The organism is Variovorax sp. VaC1 (genome assembly GCF_043658315.1).
Classification (GTDB): domain Bacteria; phylum Pseudomonadota; class Gammaproteobacteria; order Burkholderiales; family Burkholderiaceae_C; genus Variovorax.
Genome location: NZ_JBIGLT010000002.1, coordinates 24069 through 38923, shown reverse-complemented (window position 1 = coordinate 38923; position 14855 = coordinate 24069). Strand labels below are relative to the sequence as shown.

General features: G+C 67.3%; 14 protein-coding genes. 10 read left to right on the top strand and 4 right to left on the bottom strand.

What is annotated here, in order from left to right:
- Window positions 1–79 precede the first annotated feature (79 nt).
- Window positions 80–661, top strand: coding sequence for a hypothetical protein (locus ACGLHS_RS07180; protein WP_394478266.1), 582 nt, complete (start codon window positions 80–82; stop codon window positions 659–661).
- Entirely contained in the window at window positions 651–1214 is a 564-nt protein-coding gene (locus ACGLHS_RS07175) for a hypothetical protein (protein ID WP_394478264.1), read from the top strand. Before ACGLHS_RS07180 ends, ACGLHS_RS07175 begins: the two co-directional genes overlap by 11 nt.
- 43 nt (window positions 1215–1257) lie before the next feature.
- On the opposite strand, the gene ACGLHS_RS07170 is transcribed toward ACGLHS_RS07175, so the two are convergent.
- Window positions 1258–1653 carry a nuclear transport factor 2 family protein gene (locus ACGLHS_RS07170; RefSeq protein WP_394478262.1) on the bottom strand — a complete coding sequence of 132 codons (396 nt, stop codon included), beginning with the start codon at window positions 1651–1653 and terminating at the stop codon, window positions 1258–1260.
- A gap of 125 nt (window positions 1654–1778) precedes the next feature.
- Here ACGLHS_RS07170 and ACGLHS_RS07165 point away from each other — a divergent pair, with 125 nt between their 5' ends.
- Complete coding sequence (locus ACGLHS_RS07165; RefSeq protein ID WP_394478260.1) at window positions 1779–2840, top strand: adenosine deaminase; 1062 nt, start codon at window positions 1779–1781, stop codon at window positions 2838–2840.
- On the opposite strand, the gene ACGLHS_RS07160 is transcribed toward ACGLHS_RS07165, so the two are convergent.
- Complete coding sequence (locus ACGLHS_RS07160; RefSeq protein WP_394478258.1) at window positions 2801–4117, bottom strand: MFS transporter; 1317 nt, start codon at window positions 4115–4117, stop codon at window positions 2801–2803. The genes ACGLHS_RS07165 and ACGLHS_RS07160 overlap by 40 nt on opposite strands.
- Before the next feature lie 97 nt (window positions 4118–4214).
- On the opposite strand from ACGLHS_RS07160, the gene ACGLHS_RS07155 reads away from it, so the two are divergent.
- From ACGLHS_RS07155 to ACGLHS_RS07145, 3 genes are all read left to right on the top strand, one after another.
- Entirely contained in the window at window positions 4215–5168 is a 954-nt protein-coding gene (locus ACGLHS_RS07155; RefSeq protein ID WP_394478256.1) for a LysR substrate-binding domain-containing protein, read from the top strand.
- Between the two features lie 95 nt (window positions 5169–5263).
- Window positions 5264–6073, top strand: coding sequence for a helix-turn-helix domain-containing protein (locus ACGLHS_RS07150; RefSeq protein ID WP_093238606.1), 810 nt, complete (start codon window positions 5264–5266; stop codon window positions 6071–6073).
- 133 nt (window positions 6074–6206) lie between these two features.
- The gene (locus tag ACGLHS_RS07145) at window positions 6207–8750 is read left to right on the top strand and encodes a penicillin acylase family protein (protein ID WP_394478254.1); all 2544 of its coding nucleotides are present in this window, start codon (window positions 6207–6209) and stop codon (window positions 8748–8750) included.
- A 36-nt stretch (window positions 8751–8786) separates the two neighbouring features.
- On the opposite strand, the gene ACGLHS_RS07140 is transcribed toward ACGLHS_RS07145, so the two are convergent.
- Window positions 8787–10040 (bottom strand): MFS transporter, encoded by a 1254-nt coding sequence (locus ACGLHS_RS07140; RefSeq protein ID WP_394478252.1) that lies wholly within the window; start codon window positions 10038–10040, stop codon window positions 8787–8789.
- Window positions 10041–10200: 160 nt separating this feature from the next.
- Here ACGLHS_RS07140 and ACGLHS_RS07135 point away from each other — a divergent pair, with 160 nt between their 5' ends.
- The 3 genes from ACGLHS_RS07135 (at window position 10201) to ACGLHS_RS07125 (ending at window position 13259) form a co-directional block, all read left to right on the top strand.
- Window positions 10201–11148, top strand: coding sequence for a GlxA family transcriptional regulator (locus ACGLHS_RS07135; RefSeq protein ID WP_093238609.1), 948 nt, complete (start codon window positions 10201–10203; stop codon window positions 11146–11148).
- Between the two features lie 92 nt (window positions 11149–11240).
- Complete coding sequence (locus ACGLHS_RS07130; protein ID WP_394478249.1) at window positions 11241–12068, top strand: SDR family NAD(P)-dependent oxidoreductase; 828 nt, start codon at window positions 11241–11243, stop codon at window positions 12066–12068.
- Between the two features lie 90 nt (window positions 12069–12158).
- Window positions 12159–13259, top strand: a complete 1101-nt coding sequence (locus ACGLHS_RS07125) for a BMP family ABC transporter substrate-binding protein (protein WP_394478247.1) — start codon at window positions 12159–12161, stop codon at window positions 13257–13259.
- Here ACGLHS_RS07125 and ACGLHS_RS07120 read toward each other — a convergent pair.
- Window positions 13256–14137, bottom strand: coding sequence for a LysR family transcriptional regulator (locus tag ACGLHS_RS07120; RefSeq protein ID WP_394478245.1), 882 nt, complete (start codon window positions 14135–14137; stop codon window positions 13256–13258). The genes ACGLHS_RS07125 and ACGLHS_RS07120 overlap by 4 nt on opposite strands.
- 105 nt (window positions 14138–14242) lie before the next feature.
- Here ACGLHS_RS07120 and ACGLHS_RS07115 point away from each other — a divergent pair, with 105 nt between their 5' ends.
- Window positions 14243–14848, top strand: a complete 606-nt coding sequence (locus ACGLHS_RS07115) for a short chain dehydrogenase (RefSeq protein WP_394478243.1) — start codon at window positions 14243–14245, stop codon at window positions 14846–14848.
- The last annotated feature ends 7 nt before the right edge of the window (window positions 14849–14855 follow it).

Genomic DNA, 14855 nt, shown 5'->3' with positions numbered 1-14855 from the left:
TACGATGAATTCGCATGGCCGGCGCGCACCTTCGCCGGCCATGCGAATTCATCAATAAGACTTTCAGGGAGAGATCAACATGGCTACAACGCCTCAAGCCGGGCCTGCGCCCGCATCCGCGGCAAGCGTCAATTCGCGGCTCGAATTGAGCGGACGGAAATGGGTTTCAAGATTTCCGACCGGAACATCCACCAACGACCTGACGCCGGTGTTCAGGCGGAACACCAACGATTTCATTGCCGCAATTGAAAGCGCCGGAGGTTCGGTGAGGATTTCCGCCACCTTTCGACCCAAGGAGAGGGCCTACCTGATGCACTACGCCGCCGCCATCGCAAATGGCTCCACTGCCGCGGATCGTGTTCCCGCAATGCCCGGCGTCGACATCGAGTGGGACCACGGCTCGGCCGAGAAGTCCCGAGCCGCAGCCCGTGAAATGGCTTCGGGCTACGACATCGTGTATCCACCCGCATTGGCATCCCGCCATACGGAGCGAAGCGCCATCGACATGACGATTTCGGGCGTGAAGAACAAGAAGATCAAGAACGCCTCGGGCGTCGAGGTGCTGATCCAGAAGGACAGCGATCTTCATGCCGTTGGCGCGACATATGGCGTCAAGAAGCTTGTCAGCGATCCACCGCACTGGTCAGACAATGGTTTTTGAAAAATACCTCTTGGCGACGGCGTTGTTCGCCTCAGCCCTTGTCGCATCGGCCGCGCAGCCGTCTGCCGGATTGATCGAAGTCCGTCCTGACGGCCGGCGGACCGTGTTCACGACCGAGCGGTTGAGCCGCAGCGATCACGTCGTGGCGCAACAAGCCGGGGCACAGGGCGGCGCGAAGTGTTGCGTCTCCCTGCGAATCACCGGAACGCAAAGGCGGCGGACAGACGTCTCGGACGAGCTGAAGGGCCGGCAGGTGAGGGCGTATGCCCTGCCGCCGCTGAAGGCAGCGGATGCGGTGCCCTTCGTGGGCGGGGCGCTGGTGTTCAAGGCCGGTGAGCGCGATTCGGTCGCGGCTGAACGCGCACTGCTGGGTGGTGCGGCGGACAAGACGATCCCGCAGGTCTGCACCAGCAGCGAAGGCGCGCATCTTCTGCAACTGGGCAGCGGTGGCGAACCGCAGGCGCATCTCTACATGCACTTCGGCTACGACGTCGAGCCGACCTGCGACGAGGCCTTGCTCGCAAGGCTCAGCGAGGCTGGAACCCTGAAGTGACCGCGTGAGTCTCGAGGCGCGCCGTCGCTGATCGCAGTCGCCTCTACGGCTGCGCCGCCTGAAGAAGCTGCGCCCCCATCTTCTGATGGATCAGGTTCACCGCCTTCAGGGGGCGCAGCATCACCTTGAACTCGACGATCCTTCCGGCTTCGTTCCACTTGATCATGTCGACGCCGTTGATGACGATGCCGTCCAGTTCAAGCTCGAACTCCAGCACCGCATCGTTTGCGCTCTTGAGTTCGCGCACATAGCGAAAGCTCTCGTTGAAGAACACCTGGAAGGCCGCCGACAGGTACTTCTTGGTGATGCTCTTGCCGACCTGCGGCTTGTGCACCACCGGCGAATGGAAGACGGCTTCTTCGTCGAGCAGGGCGTCCAGCCCCGCCAGGTCGCGTTCCTTGACGAGCCGGTGCCAGGTGGCAAGGGTGTCGATCGGCATGCGTTGTCTCCTGTTGCTGTGGAATGGAAGGAAAACCCAGTCTATCGAACGTATACGTTTGCCATGATCGCCTGCGCGACGGCTGCGCTTATGCTTTGCGGGATCACAACGCCGAGTTCCCCACCATGACCGACTTTCGCCCCGCCTTCGACAAGAGCTTCGACCGGATTCCCGCCGACCGCCTGCCCGAGCTGCTGCGCGCCATGCCCAAGGCCGAGCTGCACATGCACATCGAAGGCTCGCTCGAACCCGAGCTGATCTTCGCGCTCGCGCAGCGCAACGGCGTGGCCATTCCCTACGCCAGCGTCGAAGACCTGCGCCGCGCCTACGCCTTCACCAACCTGCAGAGCTTTCTGGACATCTACTACGCCGGCGCGAGCGTGCTGCTGAAGGAGCAGGATTTCTACGACATGGCCTGGGCGTACCTGGAGCGCGCCGCGGCCGACAACGTGGTGCACACCGAGATGTTCTTCGACCCGCAGACGCACACGGCGCGCGGCGTGTCGATGGAGACGGTGGTCAACGGCCTGCACCGGGCGTGCACCGACGCGCAGGCGAAGCTGGGCGTGAGCGCCGCGCTCATCCTGTGCTTCTTGCGCCACCTGAGCGAGGAAGAGGCTTTCGAGACGCTGGAGCAGGCGCTGCCGTTCCGCGACAAGTTCATCGGCATCGGCCTCGATTCGAGCGAACTCGGCCATCCGCCCGAAAAATTCGCCCGCGTGTTCGCGCGCTGCCGTGAGCTGGGCTTTCACCTCGTCGCGCATGCGGGCGAAGAAGGCCCGCCGGCCTACGTGTGGAGCGCGCTCGACGTGCTGAAGGTCGAGCGTGTCGACCACGGCGTGCAAAGCGCCAAAGATCCGGCGCTGATGAAGCGGCTCGCGCAAGACCGCATTCCGCTCACCGTGTGCCCACTGTCTAACCTCAAGCTCTGCGTGTTCCCCGACCTGGCACAGCACAACCTGGGCACGCTGCTCGATGCGGGTCTGGTCGCCACCGTCAACTCGGACGACCCGGCCTACTTCGGCGGCTACATGAACCAGAACTTCACGCAGACTTTCGCGGCCACCGGGCTCAATGTGCAGCAGGCCTGGCAGCTCGCGGCGAACAGCTTCGAAGGCAGCTTCATCGACGCGGCCGCCAAGCGGGCTTACGTCGACCGGCTCAACGCCGTCTTCGCGACGTTCTGATCGACAGCGGCGGCGGTATCGGGCCGCGGCACCAGCAGCGGCATCGCCACCAACGCACAGGCGCTGGCCGCGAGCCACACCAGCGACCAGCCCTGCAGCGCCAGCAGGTGCGGAATCGAGAAGGGCGTGACGAAGCACACCAGGAAGACGCTGGTGTTCGCCATGCCCAGCGCGGTGCCGGCGCGGGCCGCGCCGGCCAGCGTGGCGAGTTCGGTGTAGGCCACGCCGTGCCATGCCGACACGCAGACACCGCTCACGCCCAGCAGCACGACCAGCGCGATGCGCAGCGCCGATGAATCGGCGACATGCGTGCCGGCGGCCATCACCAGCACCGCCAGTGCGGCGAACAGCAGCACGCTGAGTGCACTGCAGGCGCGCAGGTAGGCCGGCCGGTTGCGGCGGCGGTCGGTCCAGCGGCCGCTCCAGACGCGCGTCACCATCGCGCCGACCTGCGTGAAGACCATGGTGGCGGTGATCGTCGCGAAGCCCGCATGGCCGAAGTCGTGCAGGAACACGGTGCCGAAGGACAGCACCGCGAACTGCGGCGCGCAAAGAATGCCGATGCCCAGCACGATGCGCCACACGCGGGCGTCGCGCAGCGGGCCGCTCTTCGGCGCGGCGCGCACTTCGGTCGTGGCGGCGGCCTTGGTACTGCGGGGCGCAATGGGCGGCTCGTGCACCCAGGCCCAGCTCATGGCCGCGCTCAACGCACACAGCAAGGCCAGCAGGCCGTAGAGCGCGGCAAAGCCGAAGTGCAAGGTGACGAAGGGCAGCACCAGCGCACCGATGCCACCGCCCAACGGTACGGCCGTTTGCCGGATGCTCATGGCAAGGCCGCGCTCGCCGGCGTCGAACCAGGTCATCACCGCACGGCCGCTGGCGCCGTTGACGCTGCCACCCAGCAGGCCGACCAGCAGCAGGCCGGCGGCCAGCCAGCCGAGGCCGGGGATGTGCTGCGCGTTCGGTGCCGCCCACAGCGCCATCGCCACCAGCGCGACGGCGGTGCTGCCCAGTCCGGTCAGCAGCACGGGCCGGTCGCCCCAGCGGTCGGTCAGCAGGCCCCAGGGCAGCTCGCTCACCGCGATGCCCAGGCCCATGAGGCCGAGCACCAGCCCGAGCGTGGCGTTGTCGAGCTGGTAGCCGGTGCGCATCAGCACGGCGGTCATCGGGATGCCGCTGAAGGCCACGGAAAACGCCGCGTTGGCGGCCACGCCCGCGGCCAGGACTTTCCAGCGATGGCGGGGCGCGAACGAAGGGGAGTGCGATGAATGGGTCATGTTGAGGTGCAGTGTCCGCCGTTGCAAAGGTTTTGAAAATCAGAAAATAATGAGTGAATCGTCCTGAAAATATGGATGGTTGAAAAAGAAAGAAACCATGTCCCAGGTGATGTTCGATCTCGATGTGCTGCGCAGTTTTTCCACCGGCATCGCGCTCGGCAGCTATGCCCGCGCGGCCGACCGGCTGGGCCGCTCGACCTCTGCTGTGAGCGCGCAACTCAAGAAGCTGGAGGCGCAGGCCGGCACGGTGCTGTTCCGCAAAGCGGGCCGTGGGCTGGAGCTGACGGATGCTGGCGAAACGCTGCTGACCTACGCCCATCGCATGCTCGAGCTCAACGACGAGGCCAGCGCCGCCATGCGCGGTGTCGACCTGCAGGGCGCGGTGCGGCTGGGCCTGCAGGAAGACTTCGGCGAGACGCTGCTGCCCACCGTGCTGGGCCGCTTCGCGCGGGCGCATCCCAAGGTGCGCATCGAGGCCTGCGTGGCACGCAGCGCTGATCTGCGCGAGCGGCTCGAACTCGGCCAGCTCGACCTGGCACTGGCATGGGACGCGGGCGACCAGCCCCTGTCGCCTCATGCCGAGCGCGTGGCGCGGCTGCCGCTGCTGTGGATCGGCCCCAAGGCGCCCGACAGGGTCGATGCCCCCTGGTGGACCGAGCGCGAGCGCCGCGGCCCCGGCGCACGCAAGAGCCGCGAGCCGCTGCCGCTGGTCATGCTCGACGCACCGTGCCCGTTGCGCGAGATCGTCATCACCGCGCTCGACCGCGCGGGCGTGCCGTGGCGCCGCTCGTTCGCCAGCGCCAGCCTGTCGGCGTTGTGGGCCGCCACATCGGCCGGGCTGGGCCTCACGGTGCGCACGCCTTTCGGACTGCCCGCGCACGTGCGCACCATCGACCGCGCGATGCTGTCGCTGCCGGCATTGCCGCAGATATCGCTGGTGCTCTATCGCGCGCAGGCCCGCGCCGAGGCCCCGGCAAGCCGGCTGGCGACGCTGCTGCTGGAGGCGGTGCGCCAGCACGTACAGACCGATGCATTGGTGGCCGCACTCTGAAGGAATGCTGAAGACCGGTGTGCACAAACCGTTGTCGGACGGCAGCGGCAATGCGTGAGAATCCGCCGCTGGAGACAAAACAAAAGTGACACGGCATGGCCACGCAACAGAATTTTCTGCACCTGTGGGATGACAGGTTTCTCTACATCACGCCGGCGATCCAGTCAGGGCTGACGGCGCGCTCGTCGGCCACGTTGCTGGCGTCGGTCAGCGGCCATCCTTTCGTGCTCGAAGCCGTCGACGGCACGCGCGTGCGCTGCACCGCCGCGCTGGTGGCGCCGCATGTGTCGCGCCGGCTCGATGTCGATGGCTGCGGGCTGCTGTCTCTCAATCTCGATCCGGCATCGAGCGCCTACCGCATGCTCGCCAGGCACATGGGCGGCCACGGCATCCAGCCCATCGACGCGCGCCGCTTCGGCCGGCTGCGCGACGACTTCGATCCGGCGCAGCGCGGCCTGCTGTCAGACCGCAGGTTGCAGATGCTGAGTGCCCGGTTGGTCGAAGCCATCACCGAGCACCCGGAGCTGCAAGCACCCATCGACAAGCGCATCGAACGCGTGCTGGAGGCCATCCGCGTGCATGCGGGGCAGATCCCGTTGCGCGAGCTGTCGACCGTGGCCTGTCTGTCGCCCGACCGGCTGACGCACCTGTTCGCGGAGCAGGTGGGCGTGTCGGTCAAGCGCTATGCGTTGTGGACCAAGGTGCGCCGCACGGTGCAGCAGTTCACCGGGCATCGTCCGCTGACCGACGTTGCGCTGGTCAGCGGCTTCACCGACGCGGCGCACATGAGCCGCACCTTCCAGCGCTACTTCGGCCTGGCACCGTCCTTTCTGGCGAACCAGGTGCGCGTGACCGCCGACGAGCAGGCTTCGCACGCGTGGGGGCGTGGCGGGGCACTGGCCTAGGCCCGGCCCGGAGTCGGCCCGGGGTCGGCCTAGGGCCAACCCTAGGCATCGCAGCGGCTGCGTTCAAGAGGCCGCGGCAGCCGCTGCCTAAGCTCCTCGGTGCTCCATCAAGAGAGCATCAACTGGAGACTCCATGAGAACAATCACACGTCGCGGCGCCATGCCGCTGTCTTTGCTCGCGCTCGCCGCAGCCGCCACCCTGACCGCATGCGGTGGTGGCGGAGGCAACGGCTTTTCGTTCCTGCCGCCACCAGACCCGGGCAGCCCACCGCCCGCCGCAAGCACCTACAAGGCCGAGATCCGCCGCACCGCGATGGGCGTGCCGCACATCAAGGCCGACAACTGGGCCGGCGCGGGTTACGGCTACGGCTATGCGCAGGCGCAAGACAACCTCTGCACGATGGCCGACTCGTTCCTGACCTACCGCGGCGAGCGCTCGCAGTACCTGGGCGGCGACGCGCTGCTGGTGGCCGGCAGCACCATCGGCCGGCCGAAGAACATCGACTCCGACTTCTTCCACCGGCACGTGATCTCGCCCGATGTGCTGAAGAAGATGATCGACGCGCAACCCGACAACCTGAAGAAGCTGGTCGAGGGTTTTGCAGCGGGCTACAACCGCTACGTGCGCGATGCCAAGGCCAGCGGCACCGCGCATGCGGCCTGCCGCAGCGAGGCGTGGGTCCAGCCGATCACGACCGACGACATCTATCGCCGCATGTACGCGGCCAATCTTGCGGGCGGCTACAGCAATTTCCTGGCGCACATCGCCAATGCGATGCCGCCTTCGCCAACTGCGCCCGCGAAGGTCGCGGCACACAGCCGCAACCACGGCCACAACAACAAGAAGCACGCATTGCAGCTTGCCCTGCGCGACATTCCCGAGCCCGAGATGCAGGTGGGCGGCAAGGAAGGCGTGGGCAGCAACATGATCGGCTTCGGCACGGCTGCCACCGGCGACGCCAGCCCGCTGCTGTTCGGCAACCCCCACTGGTACTGGCGCGGGCCCGATCGCTTCTACCAGGCGCAGCTCACGATTCCGGGCCAGCTCAACATCAGCGGCACGTCGTTCCTGGGCATTCCGGTGATGCTCATCGGCTTCAACGACAACATCGCGTGGAGCCACACCGTGTCGACCGCCAAGCGCTTCGGGGTCTACGAGCTGACGCTCGCCGCGGGCGACCCGACCAGCTACATGCGCGACGGCAACGCCGTGAAGATGCAGGCGCATGAAATCACCGTCAAGGTGAAGCAGGCCGACGGCAGCACGACGACCGTGACGCGCACGCTCTACAAGTCGGAGTACGGGCCGATGCTCAACCTCACGTACCTCAGCGACAAGCTGCCGCTTTGGAGCCAGAGCACCGCCTACGCCATCCGCGACATCAACGGCGAGAACTACCGCACCTTCCGCAACTGGCTGCGCTGGAACCAGGCGAAGTCGCTCGACGAGTTCACCGCCATCCAGCGCGAGGAAGCGGCCATTCCGTGGGTCAACACCGTGGCCGTGGGCCGCGGCAGCGCCAAGGCCTGGTATGCCGACATCGGCGCCGTGCCCAACGTGTCGGCCGACCAGATGGCGAAGTGCTCCAGCACGAGCACGGCTGGCCAGACGCTCAGGGCGGCGCTTGCGCGCGTGCCGGTCTTCGACGGTTCGCGCAGCGCCTGCGACTGGCAGACCGACGCCGACTCGGCGCAGAAGGGCGCCATCGGCCCCTCGCGCATGCCCAGCCTGATGCGCGACGACTACGTCGCCAACATGAACGACAGCTACTGGCTCGCCAATCCGAACGCGCCGCTGACGGGCTACCCCGACATCATGGGACCGGCCGGCACCGAGGCCGTGAGCTTCCGCACGCGCATGGGCAACGTGCTGGCGCAGAGCCGCCTTGGCGGCACCGACAGCTACGGCGCCAAGGGCGCGACCGTCGACACCGTCAAGCGCATGGTGCTCAACAGCCGCGTGCTGACGGCCGAGCTTTTCAAGGACAAGGCGCTGGACATGGTGTGCGCGTCGCCGACGATCACCGTCGCCAAGGACCCGATCGATCCGACGGTCGCCGGGCACACCGTCAACACCGGCGCGGCCTGCGCCGCGCTGCGCGCGTGGGACAACACCGGCGTTGCCACCGCGCGGGGCGCGCACCTGTGGGACGAGTTCTGGAGCCGCGTGAAGCTGCCGGCGACGGCCTACGACAAGCCCTTCGATGCGAAGGACCCGGTCCACACGCCGCGCGACCTGAACACCAGCGAGGCCACCGCGCTGGCGCAGGCCTTCGGTGCGGCCATCGTGCGCGTCGAGGCCAGCGGCTACGCACCCGACGCACAACGCGGCGACTACCTGTTCGCCACGCGCGGCGACAAGAAGATTCCGCTGTACGGCGGCTGCGGGGGGCCGGGCTACTTCACCATCTCGTGTTCAGAAAACCGCCTCGACAAGGGCGGCTACACGATGGACGCCAACCCCAACGGCAACAGCTACATGCAGATCGTGCGGTTCCCTGAAGGCGGCGTGGAGGCCCACACCTTCCTGACCTTCTCGCTGTCGGACGACCCCGCATCGGCGCACAACGCCGACTACACCCGCGCCTACAGCGCCGGGCAGTGGCTGAAGGTGCCGTTCTCGGAGTCGGAGATCAAGGGCGACGCGGCCTACAGCAGCGCGGTCATCAGCGAGTAAGAGCGCCGCATCGGTGCAACGCGAAGCGGCGGTGGTTCAGGAAGGCTGCCGCCGCTTCGCCAGCCAGTTCCACCCGGCACCCGCGGCCATCAGCACGCAGGTGCCGAGGAACACGGCACGCATGCCGATGTGCCCGCCCACGAAGCCGCCAAGCAGTGGCCCCGTGACCTGGCCCGTGTACTGCGCCGAGGTCGAGTAGCCCAGCATGTTGCCCGCCACACGCTCAGGCACGTTGTGGCGGATCACGCTCGCGATGCAGGGCAGCAGCCCGCCGAGCGACAGCCCCATCAGGAAGCGCAGCACCACCAGCTGCCAGCCCGAGGTGACGAAGGCCTGCGGAATCAGCAGCACCGCCGACACCGCAAGGCAGCCCACGATCACGTTCCAGTGCCCCACGCGGTCGGCCAGCTTGCCCAGCCGCGAGGCCGACAGGATGCTGCCCAGCGCCGCGGCCGACATCACGAGCCCGGCCATCATCGTCACGCGATTCGGGTCTTCGACCAGCGTGGCCACGTAGACCGTGATGATCGGCTCGATCGACATGTTGGCGAGCATCAGCAGCATGCCGGTGAAGAGCATGGCGACCAACGGGCGCTTGTCGGGAACGGCGGCCCAGCCGCTGCCGGCGTCGTCGCGCTGCTTCGCGGTCGAAGGCGCCTTCTTCTCTTCGCGAATGAGGAAGGCGGTGGCGAGAAAGGCCACGAAGATCATCGCGCCCGCCGCGAAGAAGGTCGCGCGGATGCCGATGAGTGGCGGCAGCGCGCCGCCGACCAGCGGGCCCACGAGGTTGCCCGCCATGATGGCCGACGACATCGTGCCCAGCGCCCAGCCGGTGCGCGCCTTGGGCGTCTGCGTGGCGACCAGCACCATCGAGCCCGAGGCATAACCGCCCAGCAGCCCCGCGAGCAGCCGCAGCCCGACGAGCTGCCAGACATTGCCCGCCATGCCGATCAGCGCCATCGCCACCGCCATGCCCAGGCTGGCGCGGATCAGCATCGGCTTGCGCCCGTAGCGGTCGGCCAGCCGGCCCCACAGTGGCGCCACCAGCGCGGCGGTGAAGAAGGTCGCACCGTAGGCCACGCCGGACCACTGCACGATGGCCGCATGGTCCTTCACGCCCAGTTGCTCGACGTAGAGCGGCAGGAAGGGCAGCAGCAGCGTCATCGCCACGATGGTGGTGAAAGAGCCGAACATGCAGACGAAGAGATTGCGCTGCCAGTGTTCGTTGGCACTGCTGGTGGGGTCGGGCGCGGATGCGCTGCGCGAGGCGTGGGTTGTCGAGTTCGTCATGGGGCGAGAACTCATTGTGTGGCGATGCAGCCGATCTGGCGCCTGCCGATTGGCGGCGTCACCCATCGCGAGCGGCGCATGGACGCTGTTTGACCGAACCCTGGATGCTCCGTAAGCTTTTGTCCTGAATATCAAAATCCCCTCTTTTCAGGACATCGTGATGAAGCGCATCGCCGTCGTCGTCTTTCCGGGTTTCCAGATCCTCGACCTGGCCGCCCTTGCCGTCTTCGAGCTGGCGAACCAGCACATGGGTCAGCCGATCTATGGCGTGGAGCTGCTTTCCGAGACCGGCGGGCTCACGCCCAGCTCGTCGGGCATCAGCGTCGAAACCAGGCGGTTCACGGCCTCGAAGTTCGACACGCTGGTGATGACCGGCGCGCTGACCATCGAGCCCACGTCGGCCACCCTGTGCAAGATGCTGCGGGCGGGCGGGCGCAGTTCGCGCCGGCTGGCGAGCATCTGCACCGGCGCCTTCGGGCTGGCTGACGCGGGCCTGCTCGACGGGCGGCGCGTCACCACGCACTGGGCCTTTGCGCAGGAGCTGCAAAAGCGCCATCCGCTCGCCAAGGTGCAGCCGGATCGCATCTTCATCAACGACGGCACGCTCTGGACCTCGGCCGGCATGACGGCGGGCATCGACCTCATGCTGGCGCTGGTGGAGCAGGACCTGGGCGTCGAAGTCGCGCGCATGGCGGCAAAGAAGCTCGTCGTGTACCACCGCAGGGCGGGCGGGCAATCGCAGTATTCGGCGCTGCTGGAACTGGCGCCCAAGTCGGACCGCATCCAGCAGGCGCTGGCGCATGCGCGGGCCAACCTGCGCGATCCGCTGTCGGTGGAAGACCTGGCCGAAGTGGCGCACCTGAGCCCGCGCCAGTTCAGCCGCGCCTTCAAGTCCGAGACCGGCCAGTCGCCAGCGCATGCCGTCGAGACCTTGCGCGTGGAAGCGGCGCGCCTGCTGATCGATGCAGGCGGGCTCGCGCTCAACGTGGTTGCCAGCGAGACGGGCTTCGGCGATCCCGAGCGCATGCGGCGCGCCTTTCTGCGCACGCTGGGCCAGCCGCCGCAGGCCGTGCGCCGCGTGGCGAAGCAGGCGGCCGAAGTGGCATAAAAGGAGGCTTATATGGCATTTACGCCATTGCCTTGAAAGAAGAAACTTCCTTCACGCCCACAACAACGTGGCGACAAAAGGAAAGCTTCATCATGACTTCGACACAACAGGGCACAGCCCTCATCACCGGCGCTTCTTCGGGCATCGGCGCCGTTTATGCCGACCGGCTGGCGCGCCGTGGCTTCGATCTTGTTCTGGTTGCGCGCAACCAGGCCCGCCTGCAGGCGCTGGCCGACCGGCTGGCGGCGCAGACGGGACGCAAGATCGAAACCATCGCCGCCGACTTGACGAACAAGCAGGACATCGCGCGCGTCGAGGCCGCCATCCGCACCAACCGCGACCTGACGCTGCTGGTGAACAACGCCGGCGTGGGCGCCACCGCGCCGCTGCTGGCTTCGGACATCGAGAAGATGGAAGAGATGCTCGCGATCAACGTGAACGCGCTCACGCGGCTGACCTACGCGGCCGCGCCGGGCTTCGTGGCCCGTGGCGGGGGAACCATCGTGAACATCTCGTCCATCGTGGCGGTCTCGCCCGAAACGCTCAACGGCGTGTACGGCGGCAGCAAGGCCTTCGTGCTGGCCTTGAGCCAGTCGCTGCAGCATGAGTTAGGCGACAAGGGCGTGCGCGTGCAGGCGGTGTTGCCGGGCGCCACGGCCACCGAGTTCTGGGACATTGCCGGCCTGCCGGTGCAGCACCTTCCGACGGAGATCGTCATGAGCGCCGAAGACATGGTCGACGCGGCCCTGGCCGGGCTCGACCTGGGCGAGCAGGTCACCATTCCCGCGTTGCCGAGCCAGGCCGAGTGGGATGCCTTCGAGGCGGCGCGCCGTGCCATGTCGGCCCGGCTTTCCAGCTCGGCGCCCGCGCCTCGCTATGGCGTGGCGGGTGCACGTGCGGAGGTGGCTCTGCAGGCCTGAGAAAGCCCCGCACTAAAATCCGCACCCCGCAGCCGGGCGTCCCGGCCGGCTGCGGGTTTTTGCTTTTCCGGGGCCATGTAGAGGACCACCATGTACAAAAACCTCGCGGGCCGCGCCGTTCTGGCGCTGGCAGCCGCTTGCTTTTTATCTCCCGTTTTTTCTCAAACACAGGCGCTCAAGGAGCCTTTGAAGATCGGCTTTGTCTACGTCACGCCGGTCACCGATGCCGGCTGGGTGCGCCAGCATGAAGAGGGCCGCAAGGCCGTCGAGGCGGCGCTGGGCGCAAAGGTAAAGACCACCTTCGTCGAGAACGTGGCCGAAGGCGCCGATGCCGAACGCGTGATCCGCGACCTCGCGCAGCAGGGCAACAAGCTGATCTTCACGCCGAGCTTCGGCTACATGGAGCCGACGCTCAAGGTGGCGAGAGACTTCCCCGACGTGAAGTTCGAATCGATCACCGGCTACAAGACCACGCCGAACGTCGCGACAGCCAACGCGCGCTACTACGAGGGCCGCTATCTCGCCGGCATCGCCGCGGGCCGCATGACGAAGACGAACGTGGCGGGCTACGTCGCCGGCTTTCCGATTCCGGAAGTGCTGCAGGGCATCAACGCTTTCGCGCTGGGCATGCGCTCGGTGAACCCGAACGCCAAGGTGATCGTGGTGTGGCTCAACGAGTGGTTCGATCCGCCGAAGGAGCGCGATGCGGCCATGACGCTGTTCAACCAGAACGCCGACGTGGTGGCCTTCCACACCGGTTCGACCGCCGTGATGTCGGCGGCGCAGGAGCGCGGCAAGCTGGCCATTGCGTACCACTCCGACATGCGCAAGATCGCGCCCGACGCGCAGATCGTCGCGGTCACGCACCAATGGGGCGGCTACTACACGCAGCGCGCGCGGGCGGTGCTCGACGGCAGCTGGAAGAGCGGCAACCTCTGGGGCGGCGTGAAGGAAGGAATGATCCGCGTCGGCGACTTCGGCACCAAGGTGCCCAAGGCCGTGCAGGACGAGGTGCTGGCGCGGCAGAAGGACATCGCGGCGGGCAAGCTGCAGCCGTTCCGTGCGGTGGCGGCCGACGTGCGCGACAACGAAGGCCACGTCGTCATCGCGAAGGGCGCGCAACTGAGCGACGACCAGATCCTGAAGATGAACTGGCTGGTCGAAGGCGTGCAGGGGCGCGTGACGCGCTAACCCAGCCGCTCGACCACGAAGTCGACGAAGGTGCGCAGCTTGGCGCTGGGCCGCGCCTCGGGCAAGCGCAGGATGTGCACCTTGCGCGTCGGCAGTTCCCAGTCGGGCAGCAGCTGAACCACCTGCCCCGAGGCCAGCGCGGGGCCGAGCAGCGCATCGGCCTGCACGATCACGCCCACGCCGGCCATCGCCGCTGCCAGCAGGGCCTGTCCGTTGTTGGTGGTGAGCGGGCCGCGCACGGGCACGTGCACTGTCTGGCCGTCGCGCGTGAAGCGCCATGAATGGTTCGGGCCCCAGGTGGCAAAGCCCAGCAGCGGGAAGGCTTCGAGCTCTGACGGATGCTTGGGCCGGCCGTGGCGCGCGACCCATGCGGGGCTCGCGACCGCGAACATGCGCGCCAGCGCGAGTGGCCGCGCGATCAGGCGTTCGTCCACAGCCGCACCCGAGCGAATGCCGCAGTCGAAGCCTTCTTCCGCCAGATCGACCACGCGGTCGTTGAGGCTCAGGTCCACCTTCACCTGCGGATAGGCAGCGATGTAGTCGCCGATCACCGGCGTGAGCCGGTTCGCGCCATAGGCCACGGGCGCGGTAACGCGCAGCACGCCCTGCGGCATGGCGCGCAGCGATTCGGCCACGCCGTCGGCGGTGTGCACGCTGGCCAGCACGTCGCGGCAGCGCTCCAGGTAGGCGGCGCCGATCTCGGTCAGTGCGTGGCGGCGGGTGGTGCGCTCGAGCAGCCGCGCGCCCAGTTGCTCTTCGAGCGCGCGGATGTGCTTGCCGACCATCACGGCCGACAGGTCGAGCGCCTCGGCGGCGGCCGCGAAGCTGCCCGCATCGACCGTGGCGACGAAGACTTCCATGGCGCGGAGCTTGTCCATATTGATAACTCTGGGTTCTGAATGACCGAACTAAATGCCAATTTATCAAATCAATGGTTCGCAAAACAATGGCCGCTTCATTGATTCACTTAGGCGGAGTTCTTCATGAAGATTCTTGTGGTGGGCGCGACAGGCGCCATTGGCAGCGCGGTGGCACAGGTGCTGGCTGCGCGCGGGCACGAGGTGGTGCGTGCGGGCCGCACGCGCGGCGACCGGCAGGTCGACATCACCAGCGATGCCAGCGTCGAGGCGCTGTATGCGGCGGTGGGGCGTGTCGATGCCATCGTGTCGGCGGCGGGTGGGCTGTTCTTCGGGCCGGTGGCGGAGATGACGCCGGCGAACTTCAACGTCGGCCTGCAGGACAAGCTGCTGGGCCAGGTGCGGCTCGCGCTGCTCGGCCAGCATGTGTTGCGCGATGGTGGCTCGATCACGCTGACCACGGGCGTCGCGGCCGATGACCCTGTTCGTGGCGGAGGCAATGCGGCGGCCGTGAATGCAGGCGTCGAGGGCTTTGTGCGCGGTGCGGCGATCGAGCTGCCGCGCGGCCTGCGCATCAACGCGGTGAGCCCGACGCTGCTGACCGAATCGGCGGCCGCGTATGGCGCGCTCTTTCCGGGCGTTGAAACCGTACCGGCCGCGCGCGTGGCGCTGGCCTATGTGCGCAGCGTCGAAGGTCCGCTGACGGGGCGCGTGTTTCGCGTGTGGCAATGAGCAGGCG

What these genes read in the sequence shown, in the direction of transcription:
- ACGLHS_RS07180 (WP_394478266.1), top strand. Translation starts at nt 80, where the DNA reads ATGGCTACAACGCCTCAAGCCGGGCCTGCGCCCGCATCCGCGGCAAGC.
- ACGLHS_RS07175 (WP_394478264.1), top strand. Translation starts at nt 651, where the DNA reads ATGGTTTTTGAAAAATACCTCTTGGCGACGGCGTTGTTCGCCTCAGCC.
- ACGLHS_RS07170 (WP_394478262.1), bottom strand. Translation starts at nt 1,653, where the DNA reads ATGCCGATCGACACCCTTGCCACCTGGCACCGGCTCGTCAAGGAACGC.
- ACGLHS_RS07165 (WP_394478260.1), top strand. Translation starts at nt 1,779, where the DNA reads ATGACCGACTTTCGCCCCGCCTTCGACAAGAGCTTCGACCGGATTCCC.
- ACGLHS_RS07160 (WP_394478258.1), bottom strand. Translation starts at nt 4,117, where the DNA reads ATGACCCATTCATCGCACTCCCCTTCGTTCGCGCCCCGCCATCGCTGG.
- ACGLHS_RS07155 (WP_394478256.1), top strand. Translation starts at nt 4,215, where the DNA reads ATGTCCCAGGTGATGTTCGATCTCGATGTGCTGCGCAGTTTTTCCACC.
- ACGLHS_RS07150 (WP_093238606.1), top strand. Translation starts at nt 5,264, where the DNA reads ATGGCCACGCAACAGAATTTTCTGCACCTGTGGGATGACAGGTTTCTC.
- ACGLHS_RS07145 (WP_394478254.1), top strand. Translation starts at nt 6,207, where the DNA reads ATGAGAACAATCACACGTCGCGGCGCCATGCCGCTGTCTTTGCTCGCG.
- ACGLHS_RS07140 (WP_394478252.1), bottom strand. Translation starts at nt 10,040, where the DNA reads ATGACGAACTCGACAACCCACGCCTCGCGCAGCGCATCCGCGCCCGAC.
- ACGLHS_RS07135 (WP_093238609.1), top strand. Translation starts at nt 10,201, where the DNA reads ATGAAGCGCATCGCCGTCGTCGTCTTTCCGGGTTTCCAGATCCTCGAC.
- ACGLHS_RS07130 (WP_394478249.1), top strand. Translation starts at nt 11,241, where the DNA reads ATGACTTCGACACAACAGGGCACAGCCCTCATCACCGGCGCTTCTTCG.
- ACGLHS_RS07125 (WP_394478247.1), top strand. Translation starts at nt 12,159, where the DNA reads ATGTACAAAAACCTCGCGGGCCGCGCCGTTCTGGCGCTGGCAGCCGCT.
- ACGLHS_RS07120 (WP_394478245.1), bottom strand. Translation starts at nt 14,137, where the DNA reads ATGGACAAGCTCCGCGCCATGGAAGTCTTCGTCGCCACGGTCGATGCG.
- ACGLHS_RS07115 (WP_394478243.1), top strand. Translation starts at nt 14,243, where the DNA reads ATGAAGATTCTTGTGGTGGGCGCGACAGGCGCCATTGGCAGCGCGGTG.